At 40.9% G+C, this 17,904-nt stretch carries 16 protein-coding genes; 9 read left to right on the plus strand and 7 right to left on the minus strand.

Annotated features, from left to right (window positions below; translation table 11 throughout):
* Positions 1–63 precede the first annotated feature (63 nt).
* Entirely contained in the window at positions 64–756 is a 693-nt protein-coding gene (locus tag C5749_RS04225) for a type 1 glutamine amidotransferase domain-containing protein (RefSeq protein ID WP_219847892.1), read from the minus strand.
* Positions 757–826: 70 nt separating this feature from the next.
* Positions 827–1,033: a hypothetical protein gene (locus C5749_RS04230; protein ID WP_105723294.1), complete on the minus strand. Its 207-nt coding sequence runs from the start codon at positions 1,031–1,033 to the stop codon at positions 827–829.
* A gap of 372 nt (positions 1,034–1,405) precedes the next feature.
* On the opposite strand from C5749_RS04230, the gene C5749_RS04235 reads away from it, so the two are divergent.
* Complete coding sequence (locus tag C5749_RS04235) at positions 1,406–2,527, plus strand: baeRF3 domain-containing protein (protein WP_105723296.1); 1,122 nt, start codon at positions 1,406–1,408, stop codon at positions 2,525–2,527.
* Positions 2,528–2,666: 139 nt separating this feature from the next.
* Here C5749_RS04235 and mnmE read toward each other — a convergent pair whose 3' ends face one another.
* The 4 genes from mnmE to C5749_RS04255 form a co-directional block, all read right to left on the minus strand.
* Positions 2,667–4,076, minus strand: a complete 1,410-nt coding sequence (gene mnmE / locus C5749_RS04240; RefSeq protein ID WP_105723298.1) for a tRNA uridine-5-carboxymethylaminomethyl(34) synthesis GTPase MnmE — start codon at positions 4,074–4,076, stop codon at positions 2,667–2,669.
* Positions 4,077–4,098: 22 nt separating this feature from the next.
* Complete coding sequence (bshB1, locus tag C5749_RS04245) at positions 4,099–4,818, minus strand: bacillithiol biosynthesis deacetylase BshB1 (RefSeq protein ID WP_105723300.1); 720 nt, start codon at positions 4,816–4,818, stop codon at positions 4,099–4,101.
* A 91-nt stretch (positions 4,819–4,909) separates the two neighbouring features.
* A complete protein-coding gene (locus tag C5749_RS04250; RefSeq protein ID WP_105723302.1) occupies positions 4,910–5,401 on the minus strand; it encodes a glutathione peroxidase in 492 nt (163 codons plus the stop codon).
* 18 nt (positions 5,402–5,419) lie between these two features.
* A complete protein-coding gene (locus C5749_RS04255; RefSeq protein WP_105725205.1) occupies positions 5,420–6,061 on the minus strand; it encodes a DUF4294 domain-containing protein in 642 nt (213 codons plus the stop codon).
* Positions 6,062–6,205: 144 nt separating this feature from the next.
* Between C5749_RS04255 and C5749_RS04260 the strand changes: the two genes are divergently transcribed.
* From C5749_RS04260 to C5749_RS04290, 7 genes are all read left to right on the plus strand, one after another.
* The gene (locus tag C5749_RS04260; protein ID WP_105723304.1) at positions 6,206–8,413 is read left to right on the plus strand and encodes a RelA/SpoT family protein; all 2,208 of its coding nucleotides are present in this window, start codon (positions 6,206–6,208) and stop codon (positions 8,411–8,413) included.
* A 107-nt stretch (positions 8,414–8,520) separates the two neighbouring features.
* The gene (locus C5749_RS04265; RefSeq protein WP_105725207.1) at positions 8,521–9,027 is read left to right on the plus strand and encodes a Fur family transcriptional regulator; all 507 of its coding nucleotides are present in this window, start codon (positions 8,521–8,523) and stop codon (positions 9,025–9,027) included.
* A gap of 105 nt (positions 9,028–9,132) precedes the next feature.
* Positions 9,133–10,404, plus strand: coding sequence for an adenylosuccinate synthase (locus C5749_RS04270; protein WP_105723306.1), 1,272 nt, complete (start codon positions 9,133–9,135; stop codon positions 10,402–10,404).
* A gap of 12 nt (positions 10,405–10,416) precedes the next feature.
* A complete protein-coding gene (locus C5749_RS04275) occupies positions 10,417–11,709 on the plus strand; it encodes an anthranilate synthase component I family protein (protein ID WP_105723308.1) in 1,293 nt (430 codons plus the stop codon).
* Between the two features lie 17 nt (positions 11,710–11,726).
* On the plus strand, positions 11,727–12,386 hold the full coding sequence (locus tag C5749_RS04280; protein WP_105723310.1) for a TatD family hydrolase: 660 nt from the start codon (positions 11,727–11,729) through the stop codon (positions 12,384–12,386).
* 17 nt (positions 12,387–12,403) lie between these two features.
* Positions 12,404–13,135: a tRNA threonylcarbamoyladenosine dehydratase gene (locus C5749_RS04285; protein ID WP_105723312.1), complete on the plus strand. Its 732-nt coding sequence runs from the start codon at positions 12,404–12,406 to the stop codon at positions 13,133–13,135.
* A 45-nt stretch (positions 13,136–13,180) separates the two neighbouring features.
* A complete protein-coding gene (locus C5749_RS04290) occupies positions 13,181–14,569 on the plus strand; it encodes an exonuclease domain-containing protein (protein ID WP_105723314.1) in 1,389 nt (462 codons plus the stop codon).
* On the opposite strand, the gene fbp is transcribed toward C5749_RS04290, so the two are convergent.
* Positions 14,548–15,570, minus strand: a complete 1,023-nt coding sequence (gene fbp / locus C5749_RS04295) for a class 1 fructose-bisphosphatase (protein WP_105723316.1) — start codon at positions 15,568–15,570, stop codon at positions 14,548–14,550. The genes C5749_RS04290 and fbp overlap by 22 nt on opposite strands.
* Before the next feature lie 266 nt (positions 15,571–15,836).
* On the opposite strand from fbp, the gene ppk1 reads away from it, so the two are divergent.
* A complete protein-coding gene (gene ppk1, locus C5749_RS04300) occupies positions 15,837–17,903 on the plus strand; it encodes a polyphosphate kinase 1 (RefSeq protein WP_105723318.1) in 2,067 nt (688 codons plus the stop codon).
* The last annotated feature ends 1 nt before the right edge of the window (position 17,904 follow it).

Here is a 17,904-nt window from a genome sequence, read left to right on the forward strand (position 1 = left end):
ACTTATCCTTTTATTGAAATCAACACGCCCGTCGTCATAAAGTTTTAAAGAAACTATACGAGATTACCTGGGATATGTCAGAAGTTCCACCATAGTTTGGGCTGTAGATGCTGCAGATAAAGGATTTTGCCCTGTAATAAGCTGTCCGTCTAACACGACATGCGGACTAAATGGTAGCTTGGCTGCACTAAAGTCTGCCCCATATTCTTTCAGTCGTGATTCCAATTCGAAAGGAATATTATTGTGACGCATGACCAATGTTTCTTCCATATTGGAGAATGCTGTGAGCTGCTTTCCAATTAGGTAGCCCGGATAAAGGTCCGCTAACGGAAGCAGTGCAGCCGGTCCATGACAAACTGCTGCAATAGGTTTATCCTCTTTTACAAACTCCAACAACAATCGGCCAACTGCAGGGTGACGGGCTAAGTCCCATAATGGACCATGTCCACCGGAAATAAACACGCCGTCAAAAGCACAGGCGTGCATATTTTCCAGTTTTAGTGTATTTGCAAATTGCTGTCGTGCTGCTTTGTCATTTAGATAACGTCTGTTAGAAGTTGTGATATGTTCCGTCAGTTTACTCATTGGATCAAGCGGAGGTTCCCCTCCTAACGGGCTAGCCATCGTCACGTTAAAACCAGCATCGACAAACTCGTAATAAGGATCCGTCATTTCTCCTAACCAAACTCCTGTCATAGCATCTGTCCCATCCATTCGTTCGTGGGACGTCAGTATCATTAATATATTAAATGTCATACCATGTATTAATAACTATTGTTTGCCAAAAGATAGGCACAATATCGCCAACATATGATCGAGTTATGAATTAAGGTGTAGCTGGCGGAGGTGTAGGAGGCAACACGGAATCTACACTATCTCTTATCGTGGTATCTGTCGTCGATCTTCCATTTCTATAATGCTGGTCTCCCATCGTATCTCCTCTGTCGATCGAGTCCGAATTTTCACTTCTATTCCCACCACATCCAGTGCCTAGCAAACCAAACATAAGTGTAAAAAAAATAATTCTTTTCATAGCTATACAATTTATTATAAAACTTAGTATATTATTTAAACCAATTGTTGAACAATAAAACCCCTGTTATAGTTGTTCTTAAAGTTAATTTAGGTATTTATACATTTCCATTAACCGAAATACGCGTATTTCGCGTGATTATTGTGAAAAAGTCTTACCTTTTAAAAGATACCGGAGTTTTCACTCCGGTATCTTTTTGTTTATGCTTATTAGGATTATCACCAACTTTTTTAAACATCTCTTTATTTACACTGTTTTATAAATAGTACAGAAGCTATTAATATAACGAAAAGGAATTTTACATTTAGAATTCCTCATATTGAGGCAACACTCTAATTACGTAAATTAATGCATTCATTAAAAACAACTATTATGCAGATAATCGATTTGAAATTACTGAAAGAGCTGACGGCAATTCAAGATGAACCTTGTATCTCGATCTACATGCCCACTCACCGGATACACCCTGCAAATGCAACCGATCCTATCTCTTTTAAAAATCTCTATAAAAAGACACTGCAATATATTAAGGACAAAGAACTCCATGACCACGAAAAACTTGTCCTGCCACTGGAAAAATTAATAGATGACAAGGCGTTTTGGGATTATAATGATGAGGGCCTTGCCATCTTTATCTCTAAACACGATATACAGATCTTACGTTTGCCAGAAAAGGTGCAGGAAATAGTCTGTGTAGCAGACTCCTTTTGTGTCAAACCTTTGTTTAAGCTATACCACGAAAACCAACCTTATTATCTTCTTGCTTTGGGATTGGACGACGTGCAACTTTACCGCGGGGACAAATACCATCTAGAAAAACTAGATATAGCAGATAAAGTACCAACTACCATGCGAGAGACATTAGGAGATGAACTTACCAACAACCATTTACATGGCAATGTCGTGGAAGGTGCCGGTCTACATGGTTATATGGAAATAAGTCAGGAAGAGGATATCAACATGGGCAGGTTTTTCAGACGGGTAGATCAGGCGATTTTGGAACATTATCCTATTCCACAGCATATCCCCATACTATTGGCAGCTTTACCTGAACATCATACGCATTTTTTACGTATCAGCAAGCACATCAACTTTGCCCCCGTCCATATACAGCTCAACCCACAATCCTTGAACAAGAATGCGCTATTGGAAAAAGTACAGGAAATTTTTGACAAAATACGCGATAAACGAAAAAAGGAGCTTTTAGAGCGTTACCATCTTGCTTTGCCGGAAAACCTAAGTAGTTTAGATCCGGGGGATGTGGTGAGAGACGTTATCGATGGTAAGGTAGATGTGCTTTGTATAGAGAATGGTAAATCTATCGACGGTCATATCGACGTTGTGGAACGTAAAATAGTACAAACCGATGGGCAGCATACCGATGTAATAAATGAATTGGCATGTTTGGCATTTAATCATGGAGGGAGTGTAATTGTACTTGACGAAGAAGAAATGCCATCGGAAACAGGTATTTTCACCATTAATCGCTATTAGTAGCGAGACACGCTGAAAAACATTCTCTAACGTAGACAATGATATAGCACACCTAATTAGTTAATTAATTAGATTATTAAAAAAAGATTCTGAAGTATCTCTTCAGGATCTTTTTACGATATGCCTACTTATAAACATCCTACTTCCCGATACAAAATTTACCGAAAATCGTTCCCAGGATATCTCTATCAACATCGATATCTCCTGTTATGCTAGATATATGTCTTAATGCTTCCCGCACGTGATGAGCAAGTAAATCACCCGGAAGATGCATGCCCAATCCTTGTTCCACTTGTTCGAGCGCAGTAAAGGCATGCTCTAGTGCTTCAACATGACGGGTATTAGTTATAATCTGTTGGTCCTCCATCGCCATTTCGCGGATCTTGTCTAGCAAAACATTTTTCAAAGCTTCAACGCTACCGCTATCCTTAGCGGAAATCGCTATTAGCGAATCGCTATAATTGGTAAATAAGGCATCGGTAATAATTGTATCCATTTCATTAGGATGATACCCACCATGTAGATCGATTTTATTGCGAACCAAAATAACAATCAGACCGTCGTAATATAGCTCCTTTATCTGCACAATAACTTCGTCCGCGGTACTGTCGCTATCATCATATAAATATAATAAGATCTTCGCTTGTCGGACCTTTTCTTTAGCTTTGGTGACACCAATAGCCTCTATGGTGTCCACTGTTTCCCGCAATCCCGCTGTATCGATAAAACGAAAGGTAATTCCATCTAAATTTATAGACTCTTCAATGGTATCGCGGGTGGTTCCAGCAATATCGCTAACGATAGCGCGCTCTTCGTCAAGCAATGTATTGAGCAATGTTGATTTCCCCGCGTTGGGCTTCCCTACAATGGCGACAGGAACTCCATGTTTTATCGCGTTTCCATATGCAAATGACTGAATGAGCTTCGTAACGTGCATTTTAAGCTCTTGCACTAAGGTTTCGAATTGTGTTCGATCTGCAAATTCGACATCCTCTTCGCCAAAATCCAGTTCAAGTTCCAAGAGCGCCGTAAAATTTATCAACTGTTCGCGCATTTGCTGTAGCTTATTACTGATTCCCCCACGCATTTGGTTCATCGCTATTTCATGGGAAGATTTGTTTTCTGAAGCGATCAGATCCGCAACGGCCTCTGCTTGCGATAAGTCCATACCACCATTTAAAAACGCTCGCAATGTAAACTCTCCTGCCTGCGCGGCCCTGGCTCCTTTCTTTATCAATAGACCTATCAGGCGTTCGATGATGTATTTTGAGTTATGGGTAGAAAGTTCAACCACATCTTCTTTGGTGTAGGAATGGGGGCCCTTAAAAAGCGAAACTAATACCTCATCAATTATTTCACTCCCATCTCGTATGGTCCCAAAGTGAATCGTATGAGACGGCTGGTTTAGGAGATCTTTCCCTCTGAATATAGCGTTGGTGATCGTAATCGCTTGCGGACCGGATAAACGGATAACCGCAATTGCTCCGTTCACACCCGGCGACGTCGCTAAAGCTACGATCGTATCTTGCGAAACTAATCCTGTTGACATGAGACAAAGATACAATTATCTGTTAGATCAATTGAAAAATGTCATGCACGCCTAAGAGCTTACGTGCGGTAAAACCTTCGGCATACTTGACCTGGATATTTCGACCCAATTCCGCGGCTCTACCTCGTGTCGATTCCATGAAATCGGGATTCGAAATATAAGTTTGTGGCTCATCGTCATCTCCCGACACGTTAAATTGCGTCGTATAAGCTAAAATAGACTGCTCTTTCTTTTCCCAAAAATCTGTAATATCTATTAGAATATTTGGTTGGATATATTTGTCTTGAATCACTTGCAATTGAAGGCGCGGACGAAAGGTCTCTTGGGGCCGGCCTTCATAAATCGTCTCAATCCGGCGCAGTCCGCTTAGGAAAAGTGCATCATTAACCAATTTGCTTGCTCGTCCATGATCGGGATGACGATCTTCCAATGCATTGGTTATCACAATTTCAGGTTGATATTTGCGGATCGCACGAATAATAACGAGTTGGCTTTCCTCATCATTAGCAAAGAAACCATCCCGCAATCCCAGGTTTTCGCGAACCTGCACGCCTAGAATCTCAGCTGCTTTCGCTGCTTCCTGCTTCCGGGTTTCGGACGTACCGCGTGTTCCCAATTCGCCTTGTGTCAAATCGACGATACCTACCTTTTTACCCGCTTCAACATATTTTGCAATTGTTCCCCCGGCCCCTAATTCGGCATCATCGGGATGAACAGTCATCACCAGTAAATCCAACTTCATAGTGCGTTTCTTTTTGTGCCAAAAGTAGGCATTTAAGTAAAATTCGGCAAGTGAGAGCAAAGGGTATAGGGCATAGGGTGAAACCGCTATTTCATTCTGCAATCAATTTTTCGATTTTTGACATTACTCGCCTCGCTTGAGGGCTTGTCAAACTATAAAAATAGTCTATTACCTCTCCTTGTTTGTTTACGAGATATTTGTGAAAATTCCATAACGGCTTAACGTTTACACGCCCATTTAGGTCTTTTTCAGACAGAAATCTAAACAGCGGATCACAATACTCACCCACAACATGTATACGTTTAAACACGGGAAAAGTAACCTGTTGCTGTATACGGCAAAACGTTTCCAGTTGTAAACCTGTCATCGGCTCCTGCGCTCGAAAATCGTTAGATGGGAAAGCTAAAATTTCGAATCCTTCGTCTTTATATTTCTGATATAACTGTTCTAACGATTTAAATTGCTTGGTAAAAAAACACTGGCTCGCTGTATTTACAATCAACAAAACTTTGCCAGAATAATCCTGCAACGATTTCTTCTCTCCGTTAAACTGTAGCCCGTGAAAATCATAAACCGTCCGCATAGCCTTCCCTTCTATTAGTTAATAATTATATAAATTCTTTATCGGCCGTACACGCTCGTAACTCCGGATAATATTTTCGATTTCATAATCTTCTTCGGGATCATAAACCGATTTTAGGTTGTGTCCAAACACTTTTGCTACTGATTGATAAAAAAAAGCAGAAAGACCTCCTTTCATCTCTCGCACAAGCTCATAACTACTGTTTCCCGTTTGGCGTTGCACAAGCTTAATTAAGATCGCTCCCTGGGAAACACTAAGGTTTTTTATTTCTGTTCTGAATTTCTCTTTGATTTCATCTTCACAAGTCTTTATTAGGTGTTTTTCCTCTCTTTTGGACGATGCAAGTGCAATTTCACGATCCAATTGTTCGTATCGTTTTTGTGCATAAATCGCATAAGGTAACACCCGCAGCACATTCCGTTCTAAACGAAGATAGCTTAACCGCTCTTCTTCTGTCTTAAACGTACGTCTGGCCGTAACGATGACATCTTTTATAGGAAACCAAGGAACAACTTCTCCACTTTCCAAACGGGTAGTAGGATAATGCTGCAATGTTTCACCCTCTCCTTCTCCGTAATGGGGAACTTGCAACGTCTGCCCTTTGCCCGTAAAGGGCAGTAGGAAAACCAAAAATAAACCCCAAACAAAAGATCGCTTCATCCCGCTAAAAAATGTTAATGTATTCCAAAACACATAAAATTTTGCTATATTTATATATTGTTTTTCCACCGTTTCATACAGACGAAAAAACAACAATAAAATTACGAACAAAAAAACATAAAAGCAACTATTTTCATTGCGCACATGGAAGAATTTGAGATTGATATCGAGGCAGAAAATAAGGAAATTAGGAAAAGGTATCGCGCATTACTTAGAGCCTGCAAACCTACTTTGCAAAGGGGTGATAAACGAGAGATCCGCAGAGCTTTTGACCTTGCGCTGGATAGCCACAAAGACATGCGTCGTAAATCAGGCGAACCATACATATACCACCCTATAGCGGTTGCACAGATAGCGGCAGAAGAAATTGGGTTGGGGACAACCTCCATCGTCTGTGCATTGCTACACGATGTCGTGGAGGACACGTCTATCACCTTACAAGACATAGAGGCGCAATTTGGCAAAAAGGTAGCTCGCATTATTGATGGGCTAACTAAAATATCAGGAATTTTCGATCCCAATAGCTCCATGCAGGCGGAAAATTTCCGTAAAATGCTGCTAACGTTAGCAGATGATGTACGTGTTATTTTAATCAAACTTGCGGATCGCCTTCACAACATGCGCACAATGGAGTTTATGGCACGGCATAAACAGCTAAAAATCGCCTCAGAAACGAGTTATCTTTACGCTCCTCTTGCACACCGCCTAGGTCTCTATGCTATAAAATCTGAATTGGAAGACCTCTCTATGAAGTATACCGACCCAGATACTTATAAATTCATCGCGCGAAAACTGAATGAAAAGAAGGCAGAACGCGAAAAATTTGTAACTGACTTTATCGAACCCGTTAAGAAAATACTAGAAGAACAGGGTATCAAAGCAGAAGTATTCGGACGTCCAAAATCTATTTATTCGATCTGGAATAAGATGCGTAAAAAATCTATCCCGTTTGAAGAAGTGTATGATTTGTTCGCCATCCGGATTATCATTGACACCCCTGCAGAAAGAGAGAAAACAGAATGTTGGAAAGTATATTCTATCGTTACCGATCTGTATAGACCTAATCCGGATCGCCTACGGGATTGGGTTTCTTCCCCAAAAGGAAATGGTTATGAATCGCTGCACACCACCGTAATGGGACCGCGAGGCCAGTGGGTAGAAGTACAGATTCGTACAAAACGTATGAACGAAATCGCAGAGAAAGGGTTTGCGGCACATTGGAAGTACAAAGAATCAAACTCCGACAGCGGATTGGATCAGTGGATACAAAATGTTCGGAACCTATTAAGTAGTCCGGAGCAGAACGCAATGGATTTTGTGGACGACTTTAAGATGAATTTGTTCTCTGACGAGATATTTATTTTCACTCCCAAGGGCACATTGGTTCAGTTACCAAATGGGGCCACGGCATTAGATTTCGCATTTGAAATACATTCCGATATCGGTGCGACCTGTATAGGTGCTAAGGTCAATCACAAGTTAGTTCCGCTCAGCCACCCGTTGCAAAACGGGGATCAGGTTGAAATTATCACCTCCAGCAAGCAAACACCGAAGGAGGACTGGCTCACTTTCGTTATTACGGCAAAAGCGAAATCAAAAATACGGTCTTCGTTAAAAGAAGAAAAAAGACGTGTTGCAGAGGACGGTAAGGAGATTCTAGAACGCAAATTAAAATCCTTAAAAATCACCTACAACACAGACAACATCAATAAAATCGCCAATTACTTCAAGTATCCTAGCTCCCAAGAACTTTTCTACAACGTAGCAAAGGGTAACATCGACATAAAAAACCTACGCGAATACGCAGAAAGTGAAAAATCGAATACACCTGGACAAAGCCATTTCAGTTCACATGTTTCTGGCTTGGTAGAGAAAATCAACAAGAAAGAAATCGATACCATTCTTATTGGAGACGATTACCAACAGGTTGATTACACATTAGCACCATGCTGCAATCCTATTCCGGGAGATGATATCTTTGGATTTTTAACAGTGAATGACGGCATTAAAATACATCGTACCAGCTGTCCCAATGCCTCTAAGCTCATGGCTAGTTACGGATATCGGATACTCAAGGCAAAATGGGCTTCTTCTCAACCGAATGTCGCTTTCTTGACGGGGTTACGTATTGTGGGAATTGACGATGTGGGACTTATTAATAAGATAACAAACGTTATATCACAAGAATATAACGTCAATATACGTTCACTATCCATAACCAGTAATGAGGGGATTTTTGAAGGAAACATTATGGTATTTGTAAATCACATCGAGCAATTGGAAGATCTCATGAAGACGTTAAAGCAAATTAGCGGAATAACCGGTATAACGCGCTATGAAGCAGATAATTAAATATAAGATCGGACTTCAGGAGCAAACCGTCGTTTTTTAGAAATGAAATTGGTAAATTTGTGGGAGATTTAAACGAGCTGGATGAGCTCTTTTTAACAACTATTTATATGAATAAAGGCGAAAACTATCAAACGGTAAAAAAAATATTCGAAGCTTATTTAGAAAATAAGAATCTGAGAAAAACGCCTGAGCGCTATGCTATCTTGGAAGAAATTTACTCCCGTTCCGATCACTTTGATGTGGAATCCCTTTATATCCACATGAAAAATAAAAAATATCGGGTAAGCCGCGCAACTGTCTATAACACATTGGAATTGTTAGTATCCTGCGATTTGGTGACAAAACATCAATTTGGCCGCAACATGGCCCAGTTTGAAAAATCTTACGGTTTCAAACAACACGACCACGTTATCTGCATTGAATGCAACAAGGTTGTTGAGTTTTGTGATCCCCGCATTAACCAAATCCAAAGTTTGATGGGCGATTTGTTGAAATTTGACATCAAGCACCATTCCCTTAACCTGTACGGTATATGCGAAGATTGCCAAACGAAAAATGCGGAAAATACCGCAAGTACACCCAAAAAAGGCAGAAGCCCGGTAATTTCAAATTAATGTGGTAATCGCCAATTATTGTATTACCTTTGTTCAGAAAAGACCAGTTTGTTGTGTTTTTTCTAAACGTATCATTTAAATTTTAATATCGATATTTCAAATATTATGCAAGTTGATGTGCTTTTGGGCCTGCAATGGGGCGATGAAGGAAAGGGAAAAATCGTGGACGTATTCTGTCCCAAATATGATTTAATTGCCCGCTTTCAAGGTGGCCCCAACGCCGGACATACATTAGAGTTTGATAACAAGAAATTTGTCCTGAATACTATTCCATCCGGTATTTTTAATGAAGGTACACTTAACCTTATCGGTGGCGGCGTTGTTATCGACCCTATTATCTTGAAACGCGAATTAGATAATCTACGTACTTCCGGATTCGATCCAGTGGGCAAAGGGACTTTGGTTCTTGCGCGTAAAGCACATTTAATCCTTCCTACGCACCAATTACTGGACGCAGCCTCCGAATCAAAAATGGGGGCCGGTAAAATCGGCTCTACACTTAAAGGAATTGGGCCGACCTATATGGATAAAACCGGTAGAAATGGTTTGCGTGTAGGAGATACAACCCTTCCAGATTTTCAAGAACGCTACGAAAAATTAAAAGCCAAGCATTTGGAAATTCTTTCTCACTATGGTGAGATTCCTGATTTTTCTGAAAAGGAAGCTGCTTTCATGGACGCCATTGATTTTATCAAAACGATTCCACACGTAGACGCCGAACATTTAGTCAACAATTATCTAAAAGAAGGTAAACGAGTACTTGCCGAAGGTGCACAAGGTACGTTACTAGATATAGATTTCGGTTCTTATCCGTTTGTTACTTCATCCAATACCACTACCGCCGGAGCATGCACCGGACTCGGCATAGCACCAAATAAAATCGGTGCAGTATACGGTATCTTCAAAGCTTATGCTACCCGTGTAGGCGGCGGACCATTTCCCACAGAGTTAGATGATGAAACCGGCGAAAAATTACGCCAGGTAGGACACGAATTTGGTGCTACTACCGGACGCTCGCGCCGCACGGGATGGATTGATATTCCGGCGTTGAAGTATGCCATCATGCTAAACGGCGTAACTGAATTGATCATGATGAAAGCCGATGTATTGGATACATTTGAAAAAATCAATGTATGTACGCATTACAAACACAACGGCGAGACCATTGATTATATGCCTTATGAAATTATCACCAACCAGGCAGAACCTGTCTTGGAAGAAATAGCAGGTTGGAATCAAGATATTACGGGCATCCGTTCAAAAGACGAGATTCCTACCGCATTAAAAAATTACATCGCTTACTTGGAAAAAGCACTGGAAGTGCCCATTAAATATCTATCTGTAGGACCCGACCGCGTTCAGACAATCGAACTGTAATATACTATACGCATGGCTACAGCCGTATTTCAGGTTGACACGCAGAAATTCGAAAGACAGGCGCTTCAATGGGCACAACAATTTGACGACGTTTGTTTCTTCCAATCCAATGGCTATAGCGATGAATATGCGCAAATAGACAGTTTACTTGCCGTAAAAGCCTTAGATTGCCTTGCCTACGAGCACACAGACGTATTCCTAGCGTTGGAAAAATTTAGAGCCAAGTATCCTGATAAATGGATGCCTGGCTTTTTTAGTTATGACCTAAAAAATGAAATTGAGAATTTAATTACATCTTTTCCCGATCGGTTGGAATTTCCGGAAGCTTATTTTTTTATTCCTACTGTCGTTTTACACTTCAAAGATAACGAGGTACAAATTGAAGCCCCTGATCCAGAAACCGTATATCACAACATTTTAGCCAGTTACAATACGACAAATGAGGGAGTAAAAGAAACGAAGAACATCTGTTTCCAAAAGCGGATGTCCGAAACTGCTTACGTCGAGGTATTCCAGCAGCTATTGAAACATATCCAACAAGGTGATATTTATGAAGTTAACCTTTGTCAGGAATTTTACGCCGAAAATGTTGTATTGTCGCCGTTGGCCGTATATCAAAAATTGAATAGGGTTTCTCCTACACCATTTTCCTGCTTTTTCAAAATCAAGGATAACTATATTCTATCCGCATCACCGGAACGTTTCTTAGCCAAGCGAGGAAACACGTTAATTTCTCAGCCTATTAAAGGTACTGCTCCTCGTGGAAAGACGTCGGAAGACGACTTCCATATTATCGAAACATTAAAAAACAGTCCGAAGGAAATTTCAGAGAACGTAATGATTGTAGATTTGGTCCGAAACGATTTAACGCGCAGTGCACAAGAAGGAACTGTAAAAGCAGAAAGGCAACTGGAAGTGCAAACATTTGAGCAAGTTCATCAATTGGTCTCTACTATCGCCTGCCAAAAAAAAGCTGAAATATCGGATGTAGAAGTTATCCGTAACACCTTCCCTGCTGGTTCGATGACCGGAGCTCCTAAAATTAGTGCTATGAAATTATGTGACCGTTACGAGAACAGCAAACGTGGCATATATGCAGGCGCTTTAGGTTATTTTAACCCTAAAGGCGATTTTGATTTCAATGTAGTTATACGCTCGTTACTTTACAATGCCAAAAAGCAATATTTATCTTTCCACACCGGTGGAGCGATAACCATCGATGCCGATCCAAAAAAGGAGTATGAAGAATGCCTACTGAAAGCTTCCGCAATCCTTAAAACATTGGACACGAGGTTAGTAACGTAAATTCCGTATATTTGAGTATGTCATCGCCTTATATCAACATACATACCCATTGCACACTTGCGCCAACCGCACGAATCTTTTCGCTTCCCAACGTTATTATTTCCAAGAATTACTTGTTCCCCTATCCCTGCTCACTTGGTATACACCCTTGGTATATCGAACAGAATGCCAAGGCACAATTGGATGCGCTACACCAATATGGAAAAAAGCAACAAGTTTTAGCGATTGGCGAATGCGGACTCGATAAACTATGTGACACAACGTGGTCCTTACAAGAAGCTATCTTTCGTAAACAAATCCGCTTTGCCAATAACATCCAAAAGCCTTTGATTATCCATTGTGTCCGAGCGTATCAGGAATGCTTACGAATACTTCACGAAGAAAAAGTGCGTGTTCCCGTTATCTTCCATGGTTTCGAAAAAAAAACAGCGTTGGCAACTCAAATTCTCCTTCACGGTCATTTCCTGAGCCTAGGTAGTGCGCTCCTTCCTGGGGACAAAGACGAACTTATCCAGCACGTACCGCTGGACAAAATTTTATTGGAAACGGACGATAAATCTATCAATATCGTTGATATTTATGCTTATTTTTGCCGCGTTCGAAGAATTGAGTTACCATACTTGAAAGAACAGTTGTACAAAAACTTTATGCATATGTTTAACTATCCTATAGGATAATTGAAACGGTTATTTAAATGAAAGATTTATCTTGGTTATCAAGAACAGAAGCTTTAACGGGTCGTAAGGCACTAGAAAAACTTGCAAATTCACACGTAATGGTTCTCGGTTTGGGAGGTGTAGGGTCATTTGCTGCCGAATTTATCTGCCGCGCAGGAGTAGGTAAAATGACCATCATCGATGGCGACACCGTCGATCCATCTAATCGAAATCGGCAATTGCCTGCGCTTGCCACTAATCATGGCGAACCCAAAGCACAGATCATGAAAGATCGTTTATTAGCCATTAATCCTGAGCTGGAACTTCACGTTGTCGAAGATTTTATTATACCAGAAAAAATCCCAACACTTTTAGCGTCAAATCCCGACTATTGTGTAGAGGCGATTGATAGTATTACACCAAAGTTATTTTTTATCCGACAGGCATTAGAAGCAAAGATTCCTTTTGTCAGCTCAATGGGTGCTGGCGGAAAGGTCGATCCCACTAAAATCCGTATTGCCGACATCAGCAAATCATACAACTGTAAACTGGCCCAACACATCCGAAAGAAACTTCGCAAACACGGCATTCGTGATGGCGTTAAAGTAGCCTTTTCCACGGAGCTTCCCAATAAAAAATCTTTATTGTACACGGATGGTAGTAATTTTAAAAAATCTGCTTATGGAACTATGTCCTATCTACCCGCTGCATTTGGTGGAGCCATTGCTTCTGTAGCGATTCGAGACTTAATTGATAAAGCAATTAATTAACATCAACAGCTTTGGGGTTACTAATTAAATTAGTAATATTGCAAAGTGAATAAACAAAAATACTTTGCCATTGTCGATATTGAAACCACGGGTAGTCACGCCGAGGGGAACCGTATTACAGAGGTTGCGATTTTGATACATAACGGTAAAAAGATCACTGACCGGTATCAAAGCCTTGTTAATCCGCAATGCCCTATCCCTTTCGCTATACAGACGCTGACAGGTATTACACCGGACATGTTAGAGAATGCACCTACTTTCGACGAAATCGCCGAAGATGTATACCATTTATTACAAGGCAAGGTTTTTGTGGCGCACAATGTCAATTTCGATTATTCGTTTCTAGCAAAAGAATTAAAGCAAGCAGGCTATGACTGGCAAGCGACAAAACTCTGTACTGTTCGGCTATCCAGAAAAATCTTTCCCGGACACCGCTCCTACAGCTTAGGGAACATCTGCAAAATACGCGACATCAAGATTACCGCACGACATCGGGCCCTAGGTGATGCCGAAGCCACTGCCGAACTCTTTTCCCAACTTATTGCACAGGATAAAAACCAGTATTTGCAGGAGAGCTTACACAAGAATACCGAACACCGATTGCCCACACATCTTTCGCTAGCACAATTCCAACGGTTACCTGAAACCGCTGGGATATATATTTTTCGGAATAAGAAAGGAAAGATTATTTATGTCGGAAAGGCTATTAATATACGCAAGCGTGTTTTAAGTCATTTCGGAGGTATCAACACGGGTCTCAGACGGCAACAATTTATAAATGAAATCGCAACGATAGATTTCGAAGAATCCGGTACGGAGCTAATGGCGCTCCTTATGGAATGTCAAATGATAAAAAGACATTGGCCTGCCCATAACCGGGCGATGAAACGATACGAACCAAAATTTGTGCTTATACATTACGAGGATATCCGGGGCTATCGTAGATTGGCTATAACCAAGGCAGTCAGTCACCCAAATAACATGCGCTATTTCGAAACAGCGCAAGAAGCCAATCTATTCCTGACCAATCTGTTGGAAGAATTTAATTTCGATCCAACACTTTGCACGTTCTATTCTCCGTCTACGGAGACACGCGAAGACCGAAAGGTACCCGTAAAAATTCTTCCGTCAATTGAAGAGCATAATCGAATCATTGATAGCATATTTCAACAACTGCATCATCGCAAACGTTCATTCCTACTTATCGACAGAGGACGGAATGAAGAGGAAAATAGTTACGTCTACTTTAAAGAGGATAAACTCTACGCCTTTGGGTTTGTCGCGTTTGTTCAACAATGGTCCAATGTAGAAGATATCGTTTCTTATAAAGATAAATGCATCAGTAATTTTTATATGCAACAGATTGTCCTGCAATATGCAGAACGCTATCCTGAAAAAGTAAATATTTTATCTCAGATGCCGATGCTTTCCTGAGCTTTGTCCATAAAGCTAAGCACCTTATTCACCATATTTTTGCTTCCGATAACAATCGGTGTCCGTTGATGCAGGCTGAGGGGTTTAATCCCTAGTACTCTTTCTGTACCGGAAACGGCTTTTCCCCCCGCTTGCTCGATAATAAACGCCATCGGATTACATTCATAAAGTAGACGTAGTTTACCATTCGGATAACTGGAGGTTTCGGGATAGAGAAACACGCCTCCAGTAATCAGCGTACGGTGGATATCGGCCACCATCGAACCTATATAGCGGGAAGTGTAAGGTCTGAATGTATCACTGTCCTCTTCTTGGCAATACTTAATATAATCTTTGATATATTGCGGAAATTTCAAGTAATTCCCCTCATTTACGGAGTAAGATTTTCCATCTACCGGAACTTTCATATCCGGATGCGACAAACAGAACTCTCCGATAGATGGATCCAATGTAAAACCGTTCACGCCTTTGCCAGTTGTATAAACCAGCATCGTCGAGGAACCGTAAATTACATATCCTGCAGCAATTTGTTCATGACCATATTGGAGTATTTCTTCTTCAGACACGGGTACATCAAGTATCTTTCTTCGATAGATCGAAAAGATAGACCCAACAGACACATTCAAATCAATATTTGCTGACCCATCAAGCGGATCCATACAAACCATGTATTTGCCATTACTTGCCAAGTTTTTTACCGATATTTCGATACATTCCTCATGCTCTTCCGAAGCGATATAACAACATTCGCCGCCTCGAGTCAAAGCTTCAATAAACTGTTCATCTGCATACACGTCAAGTTTTTTCTGCGCTTCGCCCTGTACATTGTGATCGCCATTTTCCCCCAATATATCAACAAGACCAGCTTTGTTGACCTCTCGGTTAATAATCTTAGCTGCAATACCAATGTCACGCAACAATCGCGAAAGCTCTCCTTTCGCGTACGGAAAATCTGCTTGCTTTTCAATGATGAATTGACCTAATGTTTTGAATGCCATAATATATAGTTGTTCGTTTTGATGAGTAATTCACGGCACAAAACTACATAAGCAAAACAAATTAAAAAACTGATTTTCAGCTTATTGTACAATATACACATATTTATCAGATTGATATTCAATCGATTATTTTCGATAAAAATATCATTTTTTTATTGGGTTAAACTTCCGTCGCTATTGCTCATTAACATCTTCTTCATATTTTCATTATATTTAAGACACATTACGGAGGTATATTTAAAAGCTATCAAATAGTGGCAAAGAAAAAAATGATAAATAGGTTTATTCCGCGTGATATCAGCTGGTTAAGTTTCAATGGTCGCGTGTTGCAGGAGGCTGCTGACGAGAGCGTACCACTTTCCGAACGGATCAAGTTTTTGGGCATTTTCTCGAACAACTTGGATGAATTTTTTCGTGTAAGGGTGGCCGGATTAAAGAGGGCATTGGTTTTGGACGAAAAAGAATCCAAAGAGTTTTTCTTCGAAAACCCACAATATATTCTGGATAAGATCAATGAATCGGTTATCGAACTTCAAACGCAGTTCGACCAGATATGGTTACGGGTACAGTCGGAGATGGCGAAGGAGAAGGTCTTTATTAAAGCTCCAGAAGAGCTTAGTGCGACGCAACGGGAATTTGTGCGACGCTATTATGAAGATGAAGTAGAATCCAACGTCATTCCATTAATGTTGGATGAATCGCGTCCGATGCCCTACCTAAGGGATAAAAGTCTCTATCTCGGTATTGCTATGCGTAAGACTGATTGGGTGTATGAAACACAGTTTGCGATTATCGAAAACCCTACTCGAAATAACGGTCGGTTCGTATTGCTTCCCTCACCAAAAGACCAAAAGCACGTTATTCTCTTGGAAGATGTCATCAAGTTCAACCTGCCTTATATCTTTTCGTATTTCGGGTTTGATACTTTCAAAGCACACGCCTTCAAGATCACAAAAGATGCGGAGTTTGATATTGACAATGATATCAACACGACGTTGGTGGAGAAAATTGAGAAGGGCATCAAAAACCGTCGTAAGGGTAAACCAACGCGTTTTGTATTCGATAAGGATATGGATTCGTCACTTGTCACTTTCTTAATCAAAAAATTGAACCTGTCGAAAAAAGACAGTATTATTCCGGGGCAGAAGATCCATAACTTCAAGCATTTCATGGATTTCCCGAAAATATTCAGATCGGAAAAACCCAATGTCGAACGCAGTTCCTTTGACCATCCGGATTTCGCAGGCCGCCAGAGAGTGAGTGACGTACTGGTGAAAAAGGACGTGCTGCTATCCTTTCCTTATCATACCTTTAATCCGATCATTGATCTACTACGTGAAGCAGCGATGGATCCGCACGTGCAGTCGATTTACGTCACCATATATCGAATGGCCGAAAATTCCAAAGTAGCTAACGCCCTGATTAATGCCGCCAGAAATGGCAAACACGTGACCGTTATGCTGGAGTTACGCGCTCGTTTTGACGAAGAGCACAACCTGATGTGGAAAGAACGGTTTGAGATGGAAGGTGTCAAGGTGCTGCTAGGTATACCGGATAAAAAGGTGCATGCTAAACTATGTATCATAAAAAAAAGGATGAACAATAAAACACTGCAGTATGGGTTTGTCAGTACGGGAAATATCAACGAGAAAACGGCAAAGATCTATGGGGACCACTGTTTTATGACTAGCAACCGCGCTATCATGGCGGATATTAACAAAATTTTTGCTGCGTTGAAGAAACCGAAAGCTGAACTCACCGAAAGTCTCAAACCATGCAAAAATCTTCTGGTCTGCCCGACAACGATGCGCGAAACGTTTTTGAAATTAATCGACTGTGAAATTGCCGAAGCTAAAGCTGGTAATGAAGCGCATATAATTATCAAGGTCAATTCGTTAAGCGATAAGATACTCATCCGCAAAATGTACGAAGCAGCCAATGCGGGGGTGAAGATCCAGATGATCGTGCGCGGTATCTACTGCGCCGTCAACCAAAAAAAGTTCAAAAGCCCACTCCACACCGTCAGTATAGTCGATGAGTATCTGGAGCACGCCCGAGCGATGTACTTTTATGCAGCAGGAAAAGAACTCGTTTATATTTCTTCGGCTGACTGGATGCCCCGTAACCTGGACTACCGCGTGGAAGCCGCTGTACTAATTACCAACAAAAAAATAAAACATGAGCTCATCGAGATGCTGCACATTCAACTGAAAGACAATGTGAAAGCACGTATCCTGAACAATAAATTGGAGAATAAATACGTGCGGGACAACGAAGCACAATTCCGATCTCAACTAGAACTGTACAGATACTTGCGGAAAAAGAATAAATCGTAAA

This window comes from Sphingobacterium gobiense (assembly GCF_002980575.1).
Taxonomy (GTDB): Bacteria; Bacteroidota; Bacteroidia; order Sphingobacteriales; family Sphingobacteriaceae; genus Sphingobacterium; species Sphingobacterium gobiense.